We start from the raw sequence: 16,941 nt of genomic DNA on the forward strand, positions 1-16,941 counted from the left end.
CATTCCATGATCTTTATTGCGAAAATACTCGTTCAATTTAAAGGAGAAGTTAATGAAATCTATCATTCTAATGCTGGCAATGCTGCCTTGCCTTGTTTTTGGTTATAACCACCCAGACGCAAAAACACTTATGACTGAATACCAAGAGTTTCGTTCGATGGTTTCAACAATGAAGCACGACTACTTAGTTGGTGATTGGTATAAGGCCAAAGACTTTGGTGACACAACTCTTATGTGGAATCTTGGTGATAATCTTACGGATCGTGAAGTTATTCGTTTTTTTAGAAGAAAAGCCGATGGTTCTGTTTTCACTGTAACATATCATCGCTCAGACTATATTGTTGATGGAAGAATCGTTCTTCGTCGTTTTGTTGGTCCAGAGCCAACAGGTTGGATCAACCATACGATCGATTATGAAACAGGTGAGCAGCTAGGTTCTCAAGGCTGGTGGCCAATGTTTGATGATTCAGATCATGCATTCATGCAACAGTGGGGATTCCATTACTAAGAATTAAAAATGAAAGCCTACAAAAGTAGGCTTTTTTTTATTTTTATTTTTATCTCTGACCTGCCTCATAAAAATTTAAAAACTCTTTTGCTATTTTTTTTATATAAAAAAACACATAAGGAGTTTTTGTGAAAAAAACATCAATCATTTCAATTCTATTTTTCTTAATGTTTAATTCTTTTTCATTCGCGCAAGAAAACGCGATGGTGCGTGTAAGAGCACTTGGTGTAAGCCCTGATGTTAGTGATAATATCGGTGGTAATATTGCAATTAATAACGAATCAGTACCTGAAGTCGACTTCTCTTACTTCTTCCATCCAAACTTTGCTGTTGAATTAATTCTTGCAACAGCAACTCATGACGTAAATCTTAATGGAACAGGAAGCCTTGGAAGTGTTTCTCTTCTACCTCCAACATTACTTGCTCAGTACCATATGGACTTTGGAGTTTTCAAACCATATGTAGGAGCAGGGATCAACTACACAATCTTTTATGGAGAAGTACCAGGAGATATGGCATCAACTAAGTACGATGATTCATTTGGATATGCATTACAGCTTGGTACAGATATCAAGGTTGCACAAAATATGTATCTAAACTTTGACGTCAAAAAACTTTACTTACAAACAGATGCAACAGTTGATACTGGATCTGGAGTAGTGAATGCTGAAGTTGATATCGATCCTCTCCTTGTTGGTGTCGGTATTGGTTTTAGATTCTAATACTCTAAAATGGGGGAGGTTATGTGGCGTAGCCTCCTCTTTAACTCTTCCTTAATTCATTTGCACCCATCGATATTTCCTGTATCATTTCTCTATGATGGAATTTGAAATTAGAATCCTAGAAGGCAAAGAATTTGATAAGTATTATCAAGCACACAAAGAGGCAGTCTTTGAAGAAGACCATAGTTATGTTCTTTGGGATATTCTCTCGGAAGAAGAATTAGCTAATATTAAAAGATTAAAAGAGAATATGGGCAAACCATATCAGCTCTGTCTTGCGGCCTTCGATAAGGATGATAATTTCATTGGCTGGAGCTGGGGTTTTCAAGAAAATAGTACAACTTATTATATGTGTAACTCGGCAGTTCTTCCTGAGTATCGTCGCCATGGTGTTTATGGGGCCATGCTTGATAAGACTCTCGCTATTTTAGAGGCCGAGGGCTTTCAAATGGTCTACTCTCGCCACTGTGCTACGAATAATGCTGTTATTATTCCAAAACTTAAGGCCGGCTTTCTTATATCTAAAATGGAAATTGATGATAAGTTTGGCATCTTGATTCATCTTCATCACTACTTTAATGAGAAGAGAAAAAAGGTTATGGACTATCGTGCCGGGCAAATCAAACCCGACACTGAAATTAAAAAACTTTTTAAGCTTTAGCGAACACAGTAGTAATTCATTACTTTTGCATTCACTGACCATGGGTCACGTACTGGTGATGGATTCATAAGTCCTGGGTGGTATACCTTTCCACCGCGAAGTGCCCAGATATTTTGATGAATTGAAACTCCGCCATTCCAATCACCATAAGCATCGATGGCCTCAAGTTCATTTCCATTAGGAAGTCTTGCATACATATTGTCACAGGCCCTCTCTGCTTGTCTTAATGATGTTACTCTTCCAACTGATCCATTATGAGTTCCAATAATAGTAAGCTTTCGTCCATTCACTCTTAGTGTTGATGGAAATTGAGTTCTTTGAAAGTCCTCAAACATACGTGAAGCAATTTGAGACATCACAACTGAAGGTTGTCCTATTCCCTGATAATTCTTTGTCGAACCATCTGATCCTACAAGAGTAAGTGTAACTTGGATATTACCTCGACAATTAGGGGCAAATGAATATGTACCATAGGCCATATAATCAACAAGATCTCCTGCATTATCAGGAATCCAACCTGGTCTTTGACCGTTATTGATTGAGTTAATGATATAACGAATATTATTCATTTGAACGAATTCAAGCTTTCTATCAACCACTGGAAAATCACGATAGTAACCATCAAAGTATGCCTTTAATGTACTTTCGAGTGTCACATCAAGATACTTATGTTGAGTAGCAAGTCTTACGTTCTTGTCGTACAAGGCATCGAAAGTAACAAGCATCTGCATGGCCTCACTACCTTTTGCTCCTGATTGCATAAGCTCTGAGGCCAGACCTGTCATCTCGCTCATATATTCTGAGCGTGTTTGTGAGTAAGCCTGCTTATAAGCGCAAAGGTCCGCACCTCTTACAAAAGGTATAGATGACCAGATACGGGCCGCTTGAGCTTGAGCACTAATTCCAATAAGAACAATTAGAGCTAAGGATTTCAACTTATTCATAATATCTCCAAATTTCCTGACTATGGGTGATATCGATATTTATCGTTACTAGTTTTGTGACCTTAAGTAAGCTTCATAGATACAGGCGCGGATCTTCTCTTTTCCTTCTGGCATCTTTTTACATTGAAATTCTCCCTGAGAGTTCTTTCTCTTAGGTGTCCACTCAAAATTAACCATGAAGGTACTTGATTCAGCGTTCCAGCTTGGAAAGACCATTAGTCCACCTTCGCTATCATCACTTTCATGCATTCTGATAACAAGTTTCGTGATAAGATGTCCTGCGATTGCACCTGCAAAAACATCAGATAACCAGTGTTTTCTGTCGTGTAGACGTCCGTATGAAGTTAGGGCCGCAACACCATAGGCTAGATAAGGAACAACTTTATTATCTTTGTAGATTTCTGCAAATACTGTTGCAAATGACCAAGCACCAGATGAGTGCCCAGAAAAGAAAGACTTTCCTTCTGTTCCAAATGCATAGGCACCGAGGTCTTTATTTGGTCTTTGTCGGCCAAAAGTTTTCTTAAAACCTTCTGTTACAATTTGTGTCGCAATTTGTGACGTGACAACGTATAGTCCTGCTTTCTTGAGCTTTCCATCTTCAAGGACAACACCCATGAAGTAAGAACCAGCTGCGGCACCACCCATAATAAGGCGCTCATGATTGTTAGTTGGATATACTAATTTTTCTGTAAAGCCATTTTTATGATCTTGAATGAAGTCCATTGTTTCTTCATCCGAGGCAAACATAACAAGCCCTAGTGATGTTGATGCTGCTAGCATTAGTGCTTCCTTGTCGCTTAGGCCAAGGGGAATAAAGTATCCTTTTTTACTATCACTAGGATCGTATCTTCTTAGGAATTCAGAAAACTCTTTAGGGTTCATACCACCACGGATTGTTTCATTTCCAATACGTCCTTTGATACCTTCCATATCATCGATACGTTTTTGTTCTTCATCGCTACAACCTTGAATAGTATTCTTACAACTGTAGATATTATCAAGCATCCTCTTTGCCTGAGAACGCATATCGATTTGATTTTCATCTACTGTTACACAGCCTTCATAGCGCCATTCACAATTTTCTTGGAGCGTATTAAGCATCTCCTGTTGCCAGAAGTAGTTATTCTCTTGTGCTAAAGCACTCGATACGATAGTTGATAAAATTATGCCTTTAGTTACGATCTTTCTTATATTTTTCATGTGTCGAATATAGCTTAATGCAGAAATAAGTGGTGTTAAGTGTAAATAATTATAAGGTAGTCAAAAAATAGACAGTGTAAGTATCTAAAAATAAGAAGAATAAATTACATACATACGAATACTCATAGACGATTAAATAGAAATCTTGTTATTTAGACAAAAAACTATGAGGAGAATTAGATGAAAAAATTACTAATGGTAGCAATGCTATCTCTTACTTCAATTGCAGCACCTGTTTCAAACTCAGTAATCACTCAAGCAAAGAAAGCTGTTGATAAAACTGCAAAAGCATATTTTGGGCCTAAAGTGTATGTTTACTACTCAAAAAGTAGTGCAGAAGATAAAGAAGTATTTTTTAACGTACTATGGACTGAAGAAACAGCAGATGTATACTATGATGAAGGTGAGCAAATCTATGTTCCTGTTAAAACTGAATGTGAGCAGGAAATGGTTTACCTAGTAGATTCTCAAAAAGTTCTACTTACACAGAATGCTTATTGCTACTAAGATATAAAGGGAGCTTGTTGCTCCCTTTTTTTAAATGAGTTATTACATAATGATATAGATGGTTGTTTGAAATATTAAAGTGATATGGTAAGAAGATATCATGAATATCAACCTCAACTATATTGAAGTTTTTTGCCACCTCGGCCAAAATTTAAATTTTTCTCAAACAGCTAGAGAACTTAATACTTCTCAACCTGCAATTTCACGTAAGATCAAACTTTTAGAAGATGAACTGGGTTATGAGCTCTTTGTTCGATCAAATAAAACAACTTCTTTAACAACTAAGGGACAGGCGTTTCTAGATCAAGTCCTTCCAAGCTTTAATACAATAAGTGGTGCTATTCAAAATAAAGTACAAAAAATCAACTTGAAGGTTGGAAGTATTTTTGAAGCAGGGGAGAAGTTTCTTTTACCCGCCTTAAGTGAGTTACACGATAGGAAGAATATTGGTCACTTTGATTTAGTTTTTGACTCTGCCATGAAGCTTATTGAGAAATTACAGGCGGGAGAGTTAGATATTATTATGACTCATATTATTCCGACACAAAAAAGCTTGACCGCTTTTGAGGTCTGTCGTGATGGGACATACCTAGTAGGTCCTATAAATGAAAAGAGCAGTGAAAATAGAAAGCTTGTTACTTATCGTAAGGAAGACCTTTATACCGAAAAATTCTTGACTCGTTCAGTTGGCAAGACTTGGCGATCAAAATTTGAAGTAATTGGATGTGTAAACTCTCATAAGGCAATGTTAACACTTTGTGAGATTGGTGGACTTTTTTGTGTTGTTCCGTCATCTAGTTTTAATAACTCTAAAATGCTAAAGATCTATAAGAAGAAGGAAAGTAGTCATGGTATCTATATTTGTGTCAGACAAAACTACCTTGAAAATAGAGATACGAAAAATCTTATTTTGGAGCTAATTGACTGCTTAAAATAGATTTCTAATTCTTTACCTTTTCGTAAATTGACAGCAGTTTCCCTACAATTGAATATATCTTCATTTAGTAGGAGATTGCTTGGGATTTCTTTCATCACTAAATGATGCAATTTGAATTAACTCAAAAGCTTTGGATTTTTCTGAAGATCAGCTTCTTATGATTCATAATATGGGACAATCATGCCGTTATTGTACACTATGGGGGATGAGAGTATTGAGAAGTTCTTGAATGTTTGATAGGTAGGGTACATAATATTTATGTATTTTGTTAAGAGGGAGATGGCGTGAGCCTTGATATTTATATTCATATTACACGTTATTTTACGATATTTTTCTTGGCATTTTTCACTTATCAGTTCTTTTCGGGTCTGGTTAGCTATTACACTATTAAGGAACGTTCTAGCCTTTGGTATACACAGATGTGTCTCTTTTCTGCACTATACTGTCTTTTCTTCACTATTAATACTCATGTTACAGATATTAAGACATCAAATGCCATATTGAATCTTTTATGGATTTTTGCATTTATTGCTTTCTTCTCATATATGCATGCGATTGAAGCATTCTTGGGTAAGAGCTTGAAGTACTTAAAAGCTCCTAAAGTTGTAATTGCTGTTCTTACTGTAATACAATTCATTTCCCTGGGCTCTTATATAATTTTTAACAAAAGCTTTATCTTCACAGGCCAGGGAGTCGTCAATGAGACATTTTTTTATCAATCGGCACAGATTGGAATGTCTCCGAATGTCTTTGGACAGATTGTCGGTAGCCTAGGTGCTCTATCTGTCTTCTTCGCTAGTGCTATTATATGGAAGGAATTACAAAAATCGAATTCAAAAGAATACCTTTTAAAAATAGGGATTCTTTTAACTATATTGTCTGTAATAAATGATACGTGCTTAAGTCTAGAGGTCTCAGGTGCACTCGTTCCAATATATTATCTAGCAAATGCTTTTGAGGCCGTTAGATTTAATTTCTTTTATCGAAAACTTGCCTTTGAAAAATTATTCAATCTTGAAAGAGAGGTCATAAGGCTCTCGAAGGTTGCCCAATTTGGTTTCGCAGCTGCAAGCATTGCTCACGATATTAAAAATCATATATTTGTTATTAAGTTAAGAATAAACTCGCTTCTTAGAAATAAAAATGAAGATAAGGAGAAGACATACCAAGAAATCTTAAAGCACAATGATAAACTTCTAGAGATAACTGATCTCTATATGAATATCTTTAAAAATAATATTGCCTCTAGGAAAGAGAATTATTCTAGTTTAGAAATTATTCAGGATGTTAAAGAACTAGTGAGTACTAAATTTGAAGGCTCTAACGTGAAGTTTGAAATTGCTGCTGATGACTTCATCATTCACTGTAATAAAACAGAAATAGTTATCTCTGTTGTTAATCTTATAAGAAATGCTCTTGAAGCTGTACAAGGCCATAAGAGCACAAATAAATGGGTAAAACTAATTTTTAAGGGGGAAGATAAATCAATTCATGTCGTGGATAGTGGGAGTGGAATCGAGCCGAATACAGCTGAGCATATTTTTGATTTTGGCTTCACTTATAATAAGGAAAGCTGTGGGCATGGAATTGGCCTTGCTATCACAAAAGAGCTTTTAAGTCGCTCTGGTTTTAAATTGTGGCTAAATGAAAAAACACCCAATACAACCTTTACAATTGACCTTATTGAATAACTCTATTGTAAGTTATTGATCTTATTTAAATTATATAACCTATTAACAGGTAGGTTATTATTACAGATTAAGGTGATTAAATTTTATTTTTTAGGTATAAGCTTCTTTATAAATATTAATAATAAGGGAGAATTATATGAAATCATTATCTTTAGCAGTCTTATTTACACTTTCTGCACTTGGTGCAAATGTATCTGCCAACTCTAATGTTGATAGTTTTGTGTCAGATTTAAAAAGCTTAAGCGGTAAATCAGGTAAGGTGATGATGAACGGAGAAGAAAGAGGGAGTTGTACTGTAGTTGTAGAGAGTGATAGTGATGCAGTAAGAGTAGAATTTGATACTCCTGAACTATATGCAAATCCAGTTTCTGTTGCACTTCTTGATAGTGCCGAGCTTTTAGATAATGATACTCTTTTAGTTTCGACAAATTCTAATCGTCCAGGAGGCGATGCTTGTGGGGACTTCGGTGGAGCTTCTAATTATAAAGAAAAGATTCTTATCGATGATAATTCAGTTTCAATTGATATTAGCTACCGTTGTTTTCTATTCAAAAAGAATGAAATTAATTACACTTGTGAGCTAAACTAAGAAGTGTCTAAAGTTTAATCTTGGACATAGTTTTTTCAAAGTTCAAATATAGTATTCAAAATTAAGATATAAAGGGATTATGAAAATAATCCCTTTTTTTATTACCCTTATTTCAGTTACAAATATTTTAGCAGTAGAGTCATGTACTCTTGATGGTAATGTCAAAACATGTATTGACGGTGCAAAGAAAAGTATTTCTAAATACTTTGAAAAGAATAAAAAAATCTCATCAGAAGAATATTTTTTAGATAATAAACTGATAAAGCAAAACTTCTATACGATAGAAGGAGAGCAGATCTCAAGTATTACTTATGAATACAAAAGCGACTCAGTTTTTTATAAAACGGTATTTAATACTCAAAATAACCACGTTCAATCTAAGGTTTTAATTCAAAGAAATGGTAATCAAGAAATTATTCTTAAAGAATTTGGTTTTGATAAGAGAACACATGCATTAGAAAGCATTGATACGATTTTAGATGATTTAATTGTTGAAAGAAAAGTTATCAATCCTGATGGTGAGGACTATAAATATAAATTTATCTATGATGAAAAGCGCATCATTGGATTTAATGTCTTCAATAATAATGACGTCAAAATTGGTGATTATATTCAAAATGAGATTGGAGAGGTTTCAGGCGGACCTAGTGATGCAGCTGTTAAGATTGCAGTTATTGATTCTGGCTTCGATCATAATCATCAAGATATTCAAGATCATATTCTCGTTAACTCGATCGAATCTTTCAATATGGAAGACAGTGATGGTGATGGCCTTATTGATAATGTTCTAGGTGTTCACTTTGATGGAGATAGCGATATAAAGTTTATGAATCCTTTCTCTGGCTTCTTACCTCGTACGGGAGGTAGCTCAAGTCAGAAAGCGGGGATTTACGGAATTCCTTTTGAGACAATTAAGGCAAAGGGGACGACTGGTCCAATCACTTCTCACGGAACTCATGTTTCCTCAATTGCGCTTAACGGTCTTCAATCCGCATCACTTCTTGCTTTTGCGGGGGACTTTGGTGAGTCAAAGTATCTGGATATGATTTCTAAAAAGCTTCAAAATTCAGAAGTTGATTTTGTTAATATGAGTTTTTCTTTTCCACATCAATCCTTAGGGCTTGTAGATCGTAAAACTTATCGTAGCCTTCAAAATATGTTCTTAAATAACCCCGAAGTAGTTTTCTTTGTTGCAGCTGGAAATGATGGACGCTACTTAAATGGAAGTCGTGATTGTATGTATCCGGCCTGTTACCCTTATCCAAATGTTATAACTATTGGAGCAACAGCGGATAGTGGTTGGCGAAATGATGAAAATTATGAGATGGCCGACTTTTCAAATTATAGCTCCAGCTATGTTGATTTCTTTGCCCCTGGAACAAAAATTGAGGCGGCCCTTCTTGGAGATATGAAAATTCGTCATTCAGGAACTTCGATGGCATCGCCAATGGCCCTTAATATGGCAGCACGTCTGAAGGAGTTAAACCCGAATATGCGTCCATTGGAAATTGTTGAACTAATGAAAGAACAGAGTATTAAGAAGAACTCAATTCAATCAAAATTTGGTGTCATAAGACCTTTACCAACTATCTTGAGATAATTTTAATAAATTCGGGCATTTTTAAGTGTTTTAATTATTTTAAATATAGTATATTTACTGTATGAGCATCGAGGAATACAAGGTTCTTACTAGATATGTAACGACCTTTGCATTTGCGTTTTTCTTGTACCAAGCTTCGATAGGGGTTTATACCTCTAGGAAGTTACTGAGTCGCAAGGTCTTTTGGCATATCGCTATGTGCTTGAGTGCGGGCTCGTATGCCATCTTGATTGCCTTTAATACTCATATTACAGATACTAAGTTTTCAAATTTCTTACTTCTTACATATTGGTTTTTCGCATACTTTACTTATTATTGTTATATCAGGGCAATTGAAGGTTTCTTTGGCCGAGATATAAAGCTCTTAAGGCCATCTAAGATTTTCTGTATTGGTCATTCTATCTTCCAGGTCGTAGGAGGGGTCCTCTATCTCTTTTCTGATATAGACCTTATGTTTATTCCTCGTGAAACACCACCAGCAACACTTTTTACCAAGAGCTTAAATTTAACAATATATCCAAGTAATTTAGTAGTCGTCGTTGGATTCTTCGGCATTATTACAATTCTATATACAACCGTTGTTATATGGCGCGAGCTTAATAAGAAAGAAGGTAAGGAATACCTTTTTAAAGCAGGTATTTTGCTAACATTATTTGTTTCTTGCTGGGATACGATAATTGGAACAGAAGTAATCGGGTATCTCGTACCGATCTACTATTTAGGATATGTTTTCGAATCGATGCGTTTTAATATGTACTATCAGGATCTGGCCTTTACTAAGATGTATAACCTTGAGAAAGATATGGTTAAGCTTTCAAAGGTAGCTCAGTTTGGTTTCGCTTCTGCAAGTATTGCTCACGATATTAGAAATCATCTCTTTGTACTAAGTACGACAAATGATCGACTTGATAAGTTGATCGATAAGGAGTTCTCCCCGTATACACAAAAGCTACGTCGCCACATTGGTAAAATTCTTGAGGTAACTGAACTCTATATGAATATTTTTAAAAAAAATTACTCATCTTCAAAACAAATTATTTCAGTTTCACATATCACACAAGAAGCGCTTGAGCTTGTTAGTGATAAGATTACACGCCATTGCGTAAGAGTTGAAGTTGAAATGGATGACTTTTCTATTGAGGGAAATGAGACGGAGTTAAGCCTTTGCCTGGTTAACTTAATTAAAAACTCTTTAGATGAGATAAAGTCCACTGACTCACCTTGGATTAAGGTTGTCGCGTCTTCCACAGAACGTTTTATTAAGATAATTGACAGTGGAACAGGCATACCTCTAAAAGCTCAAGAGAGGATTTTTGAATTAGGTGATTCAAGAAAGAAGTGTGGTAATGGCCATGGTGTTGGACTTGCTATCACAAAGCAAATTATAGAACGTTCCGGATATAATTTGTTTATCGACAACGAAAGTGAGAACACAACTTTTGTTATTAATTTTTAGATTTCGTTAAGAATATATTATTGTTTTATTTATTGAGTTTACCATGCTAGAAATTGTTAAACATATTAAGTATTAGGGAGCTCAATATGAAAACAATTTTTAAAACACTCATATTTGTGAGTGCTATTTCAACGTTTGCAAATTCATCAAATTCGACCTTTATCGTTACATCTGATCTAAAGCTTGGGGCGATTATTGGCTTCAGTGATTCAAGTTTTAATTACAATCAAGATGATACAATTCGGTCACGTCAGTTCTGTTATGTTGGTGAAGTAAATCAGGTTTGCAACCAGATCTACCAAGCAGCAAATGACATGAATGGCCGATATTATCAAGGTTCACATGATCGTATTGAAATATTAAGTTGTGTAGAAAGTCTTACAACTGATGAGTATTCAAACGATGAAGTCTTTGTAGAATATAATCTAAGTGATGATTATGGATCAGACTTCAGTGTGACTCGCAATATTGGTCCATGTGTTAGCATTTAGTTACAGGCCTTGTAGGCTTTAAGTGTTTGATGGTAAGCAATTTTATGATCAATTATTTCATCTGGGTATTCTGATGTTCCATATTCAGGTACCCATTTCTTTATATATTTGAAATTAGGATCAAATTTCTTCTGCTGAGTATAAGGATTAAAGATTCTAAAGTAGGGAGCAGCGTCACAGCCTGTTCCTGCAACCCATTGCCAATTGCCATTATTGGAGGCCAGTTCAAAGTCATTAAGCTTCCTTGCAAAATACTCTTCACCCCAACGCCAATCAATAAGTAAGTCTTTGACAAGAAATGAGGCAGCAATCATGCGAACGCGGTTATGCATATATCCTGTTTCGTTTAGCTCACGCATTCCTGCATCAACGATAGGGTAGCCGGTTTTTCCCTCACACCACTTCTTAAATTGCTTCTTGTTATTGTTCCATTTAATTTGACTATACTTTTCTCTAAATGGCCCATTTATAACATGTGGAAAGTGATACATGATTTGGATGAAAAATTCGCGCCAAATTAATTCACTTAGCCAAACTTGATTTCTTTTAAAACCAACTTGTGCACATTTTCTAGGTGAGAGAGTTCCAAAACGAAGATGAACCCCTAGCTTTGAAGTTGCATCTAGTGCTGGAATATCGCGATTTTGATCGTAGCTATCAATGATCTTTCTCTTTATAGTTTTTACTTGATCCTTTGCTTTCTCATTGTAGATAAATCCCATCTCTTCTAAATTTGGATAACTTTTTATTTTAAATTTGTGAAAGTTATTGAAGTACTTATGCGTTTCAATTGTTGCGATATCTTTTGGAGCAAGCGTCGAAAGCCATTTGTTTTTAAAGGGGGTGTAGACAACATAAGGTTTACCATCTTCTTTTAGTATGTCGTCTTTTGCAAAGATACAGTGGTCTTTGTAGCGTGAGAATTTAATACCTTCTTTCTTAAGAAGTTGCTCAATTTTATTATCTCTCTTTATTGCATAAGGCTCATAGTCTTCATTAGTAAAAACCTCTGCTAGATTGTAGCGTTTAGTTAACTCTTTATAAGCCGCTTCAGGAGTGGAATGAAAGACTAAGATATCACTGCTTAGTTTATTTAACTCCTCTTTCAATTCTTTAATTGTGTCATGAATAAAGCTAACTCTAAGATCATCTTCATCTTGAAGTTTTGAAAGAATATTCTTATCAAAGATAAAGACCGGAATAACTGGCCTACCTGATTGAAGTGCGAAGAGAAGTCCTCGGTTATCTTTTAATCTAAGGTCTCTTCTAAACCAAAATATATTAACTTCTTCTTTATTTTTCATTTTATGCAATATTCTTTAATAGTTTTAAATCTTTTGGATATGGACCAAAAATATACTGATCTTGAAGATAAGACTTTTTGTGTGTATTTGTGAGAATGTTTAAAAATGAGTTCACCGTTAGATAATTAGAGTTACCATTCTTATAGTCTTCCATCATTTTTATAAGAATATCTTTTTCGTGAGAAGTTAGATCTTTTTTAAAATACCCGAATACATGAAAACAGGCATTGAGACGATTCTTTCTGGTAGGAAGAATATCTAGGGTCTCCATAAAGAGATTGAAGTACTTTATATAAACCTCGCTCGCTTCTAACTTATCATGGTTGGCCGCAATACCTCCAAGCGTTCTCAGGTTATTCTGATTGTGCTCCATGATAGAATACTTATACATTTGATGAAATTGTTGTAGTTCTCTAATTGTGCCATCGAGCTCTTGAAATCTTACATGTGAAAAAACTTTTTTAACAAAATTCTCTCTTAATTCGAGATTCTTAATTCTCCCACTATCGATATAAGGAAGGGTTGGCATGGCATTCATGATATAATTAGCATAAAGCCCTGTGGACTTTGTGACATAATTTTCATCACTAAGAGTGATCGTTTTTACATTATCGGTTCCACAAGTAGGGGATTTCCTTGTAAATATATGGCCGTTTATCTTTTCAAGTGAAATTCGTTCTTGAATTCTTTTATATATTTCATTGGCCTCTTCTGTGAGATCTTTTTTAGATAATTTCGATCTTAATCGAATTTCATTAGAGTCTTTATCAACTTTGAATAAATGAACTTCTTCTCTTGGAACACCTAGGCCCATTTCAAATTCGGGGCATACTGGAACAAAATCAACAAATTTTGAAAGTTCAGAAAACACCCAGTCTTCACGGCAGTGACCGCCATTGTAGCGAATATTCTCACCTAACAGACAAGAGCTAATGGCAATTTTTGGTCGCAAAGACATTGGGTTCTCCTTATTAGTAACTATTGCTTTGTTTTAATTAATTTAGATGTATCAAAGTGAAGATCCTTGGCCTTGGCAACTAGTTCAAGGTAGATCTTTTCATCAAGTTCTCTAGTTCTTGATAGGATCCATAGGTACTTTCTAGATTTATCTCCAACCATGGCATATTCGTAATTATTACCTAGGTCTAAAATCCAATAATTTCCAGCAAAGATAGGAAGTTTTATTCCACGTAGGAAGAATTGAACTTTAAGCTTTGCATTTGTTTCTTTATCAACAACCCAAGCTCTTGCCTTGGCCGTTTTCAATTCGCCTGATGGAGAGCCTTGTCGACATGTGTTTAGAACTTCGATATCTCCATCGGATCTCAGGCTATAATTAGCTGTAACTGCGGTACAGCCTTTTTGAAAGCTTTGCTCAAAGCGTGCAATTTCATACCATTTACCAAGGTACTTTTGTAGTTCGACATAATCAACTGTATCCAAAGGGAGAGTAGACCCAGAGAAAGTAAGTGAACTTGATAAAATGGCAATAAGTAACATGAGCTTCTTCATTTTTTCTCCTTTATAATTTTATTCAACATGGTTTTTAGTTTCACCAAAAATTTTGTATAATTTTTGGCTACGATAATTAAAAATTTTATTAATATCCTTTCTAATAAAGGCGCCAGCAAAGATTCGTCCAATCTCGCCCATAGGAACTTTATATGTAATATTATCAGTCATTAATGTTCCATTGGCGTACCTCTTAAAGCCGTGAGTATGAACCCACTTCTTATATGGCCCCTTAAGTTGTGTATCAGTGAATTCTTTATTGCGATTGAAATTCGAAATCTCAGTCTTCCACTTGAATGGCAGGCCGTAGAGACTTAATTTATAGTCAATGATTGTACCGGTCTCAATCTGTTCAGTACTTTTTCCAATTACTTTGAAGCTAAGTGATTCAGGGGTAATTGTTTCAAGATTTCTTTCATCACTAAAGAAATCAAAAACTTCAGCTAATGGATGTTTCAACCATTGTATTTGTTTAAATTCTTCTTCTGGCCCAACAAGGTTAGTAAGCGCATCTTCAAGGTGTTCAAATTTGAATTTATAGCCTTTCTCTAAAAGATTCTTCGGATATACATTTTGTCCATCAAGCACAAGTGTGGCCATTTCCCCAAGAGCTATCCTTATTGCAAAAGCTGGAGCTGGAAGTAATGTTGGACGTTTTAAAACCTTTCCCAAAATTCTCGTGAAATTAGAATTTGAGTGGGCCTTAGGTGCAACAGCATTAAATGCTTTTTCAGTAAAGTTATTCTCCACTAGGAAGCGATAAATTGAAACCATATCCGAAAGATGAATCCAACTCATCATCTGCTCACCACTACCTAGTTTTCCTGCCACTCCTAGCTTAAACGGAATAAGCATCTTCTCAAGAGCTCCACCATTTCGTGCAAGGACAACTCCTGTTCTGACATGATTGACGACAATTTCTTTATTTTGAATATTAGCAGTTTCTTTCTCCCAAGCAATGCAAGTCTTAGCGAGAAAGTCACTTCCAAAATCTGCTTGCTCATCTAAGATTTGGTCTCCATTTTGATTACCATAGATTCCGATGGCACTTGCGCTAATAAACTTTTTAATCGGCAGAGTTTTATTTTCATTAATTGTATCCACGAGTAGACGAGTTGAATGCACGCGCGAGTTGATGATCTTTTCTTTTTGTTTTTTGGACCACCTTCTAGCTCCAATATTTTCACCAGCAAGATGAATAATAGTATGAACTGAATTAAGTGCAGCTTTATCAATTTTGGCCTTTTCAGGATCCCAGTAGAAGCATTTGATTGGAATATTGAAGGAAGCCTGCGCCTTCTTAGGATTTCTAGTTAGAACGTGAATATTTTCGTGTCCATGGATGGCCAAATCATGAATTAATTCACGGCCAATTAGTCCTGTTGCACCGGTAATTAGAATTCCCATTAATTACTCCTTGTGTAGGTTATGTATATATAATATAATATACAACACTTAAACAATATATTGTGAGATATTGAGGTAGAAATGAAGCAAAATGTAGCAATTCGAATAATATCAGGTATTTGTAATGTTCAACCTCACACAATTCGCATGTGGGAGAAGAGATATAATGCTTTTTGTCCTATTCGAGATGAGGCCGGTCAACGCTTGTATGGCCCAGAAGATCTGGCCCGAGCTAAAATCATTGCCTCGCTTATAAAGTCGGGCCAAACTATTTCAAAGGTGGCAAGTCTTTCATTAGACGATTTAAAGGAGATGAGTCTTGTCATAAATCAGTCAAGTATCTCGCAAGAGGATAAAGTCGAAAAATCAATTGATATCCTATTTGCGTCATTAGCTCTATATGAAATTGAAAATGTGAGAAATGAAATTGAGTTTCTAAGGCTAAGTCTTAGTGCTCAAGATTTTATTTTTTTAGTTGTTCTTCCAATTATGCAAAAAATTGGTGGTTTAGTTTTTGATGGGAACTACAGTGTTACTCAAGAACATATTATCTCCACGATAGTACGTGATCAATTAGGACAGATTCGTTTACCTAATAATGACCTCAAAGGCCGATATGTACTTGCAACCCCAGAGGGGAATCTTCATGAACTCTCAATTATTATTGCAGACATACTTTGTCGTACAAAAAGAATAGGCACATACTATCTTGGTGCTGCAAATCCTGCTGATTGTTTAGCTGAGGCCATTAATGCGCTAAATTGCAAAGGTCTTATCTTGGGTGCTGTTTCATCTGATGGCTGGGATTATTTTAAAAGCATTATTCCATATCTACAAAAAATCGATGAGAAACTTGAGCGAAAGATAGATGTAGTGATCGGTGGAGGCCATCCTATTAAGCTACCTAAATTCAAAAATATTGAGTTAGTATTAATTATTAATGACTTTCAGACTTTTAATAATACTTTTCTGGCAAATGCCATATAAATAACGCAGTATGTTTTGTCATATTATTGTTTGATAGGTAAAACTTCCTCACTTTTATAAGGGGGAAAAATGAAAAACACACTTATGATGTTAGTGGCACTATTTGTTAGTACACAAGTTTTTGCTATCAACGGATCCAATGAATGTCTTAGATTTGAAAATGATGCAGTTAAGGTTGAAGCAATACAATTTACTGCTGACCTTTTAAATTACGAAAATGTCGAAGCTTTTTGTACAGCAGATCGTCTATGGGACCTTCAAGTTTCACACGCACCAAATTTTTGGCCAGTAGGTGAAGAAGAGGATCATCATGTTAAATTAATGCTTCACTATGAGTACCATAGCTGCACGATCTACTATAATCAAACTCAAAAGAAGTTAAGTCGCCAACGTTGTTACAATACTTGGTAATCTAGACAACA

18 protein-coding genes are annotated in these 16,941 nt (G+C 35.4%); 12 read left to right on the plus strand and 6 right to left on the minus strand.

What is annotated here, in order from left to right; genetic code table 11:
- Positions 1–52 precede the first annotated feature (52 nt).
- From M902_RS03850 to M902_RS15715, 3 genes are all read left to right on the plus strand, one after another.
- Positions 53–508 (plus strand): hypothetical protein, encoded by a 456-nt coding sequence (locus M902_RS03850; protein WP_021266502.1) that lies wholly within the window; start codon positions 53–55, stop codon positions 506–508.
- A 128-nt stretch (positions 509–636) separates the two neighbouring features.
- Positions 637–1,230, plus strand: coding sequence for an OmpW family protein (locus M902_RS03855; protein WP_021266186.1), 594 nt, complete (start codon positions 637–639; stop codon positions 1,228–1,230).
- 94 nt (positions 1,231–1,324) lie between these two features.
- Complete coding sequence (locus M902_RS15715) at positions 1,325–1,891, plus strand: GNAT family N-acetyltransferase (RefSeq protein WP_084710438.1); 567 nt, start codon at positions 1,325–1,327, stop codon at positions 1,889–1,891.
- On the opposite strand, the gene M902_RS03865 is transcribed toward M902_RS15715, so the two are convergent.
- Entirely contained in the window at positions 1,888–2,835 is a 948-nt protein-coding gene (locus M902_RS03865; protein ID WP_021265736.1) for a hypothetical protein, read from the minus strand. The genes M902_RS15715 and M902_RS03865 overlap by 4 nt on opposite strands.
- A gap of 48 nt (positions 2,836–2,883) precedes the next feature.
- Positions 2,884–4,038 carry a phosphatase PAP2 family protein gene (locus M902_RS15720; protein ID WP_021265758.1) on the minus strand — a complete coding sequence of 385 codons (1,155 nt, stop codon included), beginning with the start codon at positions 4,036–4,038 and terminating at the stop codon, positions 2,884–2,886.
- 180 nt (positions 4,039–4,218) lie between these two features.
- On the opposite strand from M902_RS15720, the gene M902_RS03875 reads away from it, so the two are divergent.
- From M902_RS03875 to M902_RS03905, 7 genes are all read left to right on the plus strand, one after another.
- Positions 4,219–4,545 (plus strand): hypothetical protein, encoded by a 327-nt coding sequence (locus M902_RS03875; protein ID WP_021265824.1) that lies wholly within the window; start codon positions 4,219–4,221, stop codon positions 4,543–4,545.
- Positions 4,546–4,645: 100 nt separating this feature from the next.
- On the plus strand, positions 4,646–5,482 hold the full coding sequence (locus tag M902_RS03880; protein WP_021265967.1) for a LysR family transcriptional regulator: 837 nt from the start codon (positions 4,646–4,648) through the stop codon (positions 5,480–5,482).
- Positions 5,483–5,766: 284 nt separating this feature from the next.
- On the plus strand, positions 5,767–7,173 hold the full coding sequence (locus tag M902_RS03885; RefSeq protein ID WP_156979707.1) for a HAMP domain-containing sensor histidine kinase: 1,407 nt from the start codon (positions 5,767–5,769) through the stop codon (positions 7,171–7,173).
- Positions 7,174–7,309: 136 nt separating this feature from the next.
- Positions 7,310–7,762 (plus strand): hypothetical protein, encoded by a 453-nt coding sequence (locus M902_RS03890; RefSeq protein ID WP_021265904.1) that lies wholly within the window; start codon positions 7,310–7,312, stop codon positions 7,760–7,762.
- Positions 7,763–7,841: 79 nt separating this feature from the next.
- On the plus strand, positions 7,842–9,362 hold the full coding sequence (locus M902_RS03895; protein WP_021266198.1) for a S8 family serine peptidase: 1,521 nt from the start codon (positions 7,842–7,844) through the stop codon (positions 9,360–9,362).
- Between the two features lie 61 nt (positions 9,363–9,423).
- Positions 9,424–10,818 carry a sensor histidine kinase gene (locus tag M902_RS03900; protein ID WP_084710439.1) on the plus strand — a complete coding sequence of 465 codons (1,395 nt, stop codon included), beginning with the start codon at positions 9,424–9,426 and terminating at the stop codon, positions 10,816–10,818.
- Between the two features lie 86 nt (positions 10,819–10,904).
- Positions 10,905–11,309 (plus strand): hypothetical protein, encoded by a 405-nt coding sequence (locus M902_RS03905; RefSeq protein ID WP_021266342.1) that lies wholly within the window; start codon positions 10,905–10,907, stop codon positions 11,307–11,309.
- Here M902_RS03905 and M902_RS03910 read toward each other — a convergent pair.
- The 4 genes from M902_RS03910 to M902_RS03925 are packed head-to-tail and all read right to left on the minus strand — an operon-like array spanning position 11,306 to position 15,532.
- Complete coding sequence (locus M902_RS03910; protein ID WP_021266349.1) at positions 11,306–12,613, minus strand: deoxyribodipyrimidine photo-lyase; 1,308 nt, start codon at positions 12,611–12,613, stop codon at positions 11,306–11,308. The genes M902_RS03905 and M902_RS03910 overlap by 4 nt on opposite strands.
- Before the next feature lies 1 nt (position 12,614).
- The gene (locus M902_RS03915) at positions 12,615–13,571 is read right to left on the minus strand and encodes a DUF523 and DUF1722 domain-containing protein (protein ID WP_021265815.1); all 957 of its coding nucleotides are present in this window, start codon (positions 13,569–13,571) and stop codon (positions 12,615–12,617) included.
- 20 nt (positions 13,572–13,591) lie between these two features.
- A complete protein-coding gene (locus M902_RS03920; RefSeq protein WP_021265713.1) occupies positions 13,592–14,125 on the minus strand; it encodes a lipocalin family protein in 534 nt (177 codons plus the stop codon).
- An 18-nt stretch (positions 14,126–14,143) separates the two neighbouring features.
- On the minus strand, positions 14,144–15,532 hold the full coding sequence (locus M902_RS03925) for a TIGR01777 family oxidoreductase (protein ID WP_021265773.1): 1,389 nt from the start codon (positions 15,530–15,532) through the stop codon (positions 14,144–14,146).
- 81 nt (positions 15,533–15,613) lie between these two features.
- Between M902_RS03925 and M902_RS03930 the strand changes: the two genes are divergently transcribed.
- Both M902_RS03930 and M902_RS03935 read left to right on the plus strand, forming a co-directional pair.
- On the plus strand, positions 15,614–16,519 hold the full coding sequence (locus M902_RS03930) for a MerR family transcriptional regulator (RefSeq protein ID WP_021265880.1): 906 nt from the start codon (positions 15,614–15,616) through the stop codon (positions 16,517–16,519).
- Positions 16,520–16,588: 69 nt separating this feature from the next.
- Positions 16,589–16,930, plus strand: coding sequence for a hypothetical protein (locus M902_RS03935; protein ID WP_040313859.1), 342 nt, complete (start codon positions 16,589–16,591; stop codon positions 16,928–16,930).
- Positions 16,931–16,941 lie beyond the last annotated feature (11 nt).

Source organism: Bacteriovorax sp. BAL6_X, from assembly GCF_000443995.1.
GTDB lineage: Bacteria > Bdellovibrionota > Bacteriovoracia > Bacteriovoracales > Bacteriovoracaceae > Halobacteriovorax_A.

What these genes read in the sequence shown, in the direction of transcription:
- M902_RS03930 (WP_021265880.1), top strand. Translation starts at nt 15,614, where the DNA reads ATGAAGCAAAATGTAGCAATTCGAATAATATCAGGTATTTGTAATGTT.
- M902_RS03935 (WP_040313859.1), top strand. Translation starts at nt 16,589, where the DNA reads ATGAAAAACACACTTATGATGTTAGTGGCACTATTTGTTAGTACACAA.
- M902_RS03895 (WP_021266198.1), top strand. Translation starts at nt 7,842, where the DNA reads ATGAAAATAATCCCTTTTTTTATTACCCTTATTTCAGTTACAAATATT.
- M902_RS03890 (WP_021265904.1), top strand. Translation starts at nt 7,310, where the DNA reads ATGAAATCATTATCTTTAGCAGTCTTATTTACACTTTCTGCACTTGGT.
- M902_RS15715 (WP_084710438.1), top strand. Translation starts at nt 1,325, where the DNA reads ATGATGGAATTTGAAATTAGAATCCTAGAAGGCAAAGAATTTGATAAG.
- M902_RS03925 (WP_021265773.1), bottom strand. Translation starts at nt 15,532, where the DNA reads ATGGGAATTCTAATTACCGGTGCAACAGGACTAATTGGCCGTGAATTA.
- M902_RS03900 (WP_084710439.1), top strand. Translation starts at nt 9,424, where the DNA reads ATGAGCATCGAGGAATACAAGGTTCTTACTAGATATGTAACGACCTTT.
- M902_RS03850 (WP_021266502.1), top strand. Translation starts at nt 53, where the DNA reads ATGAAATCTATCATTCTAATGCTGGCAATGCTGCCTTGCCTTGTTTTT.
- M902_RS03875 (WP_021265824.1), top strand. Translation starts at nt 4,219, where the DNA reads ATGAAAAAATTACTAATGGTAGCAATGCTATCTCTTACTTCAATTGCA.
- M902_RS03915 (WP_021265815.1), bottom strand. Translation starts at nt 13,571, where the DNA reads ATGTCTTTGCGACCAAAAATTGCCATTAGCTCTTGTCTGTTAGGTGAG.
- M902_RS15720 (WP_021265758.1), bottom strand. Translation starts at nt 4,038, where the DNA reads ATGAAAAATATAAGAAAGATCGTAACTAAAGGCATAATTTTATCAACT.
- M902_RS03865 (WP_021265736.1), bottom strand. Translation starts at nt 2,835, where the DNA reads ATGAATAAGTTGAAATCCTTAGCTCTAATTGTTCTTATTGGAATTAGT.
- M902_RS03880 (WP_021265967.1), top strand. Translation starts at nt 4,646, where the DNA reads ATGAATATCAACCTCAACTATATTGAAGTTTTTTGCCACCTCGGCCAA.
- M902_RS03910 (WP_021266349.1), bottom strand. Translation starts at nt 12,613, where the DNA reads ATGAAAAATAAAGAAGAAGTTAATATATTTTGGTTTAGAAGAGACCTT.
- M902_RS03905 (WP_021266342.1), top strand. Translation starts at nt 10,905, where the DNA reads ATGAAAACAATTTTTAAAACACTCATATTTGTGAGTGCTATTTCAACG.
- M902_RS03920 (WP_021265713.1), bottom strand. Translation starts at nt 14,125, where the DNA reads ATGAAGAAGCTCATGTTACTTATTGCCATTTTATCAAGTTCACTTACT.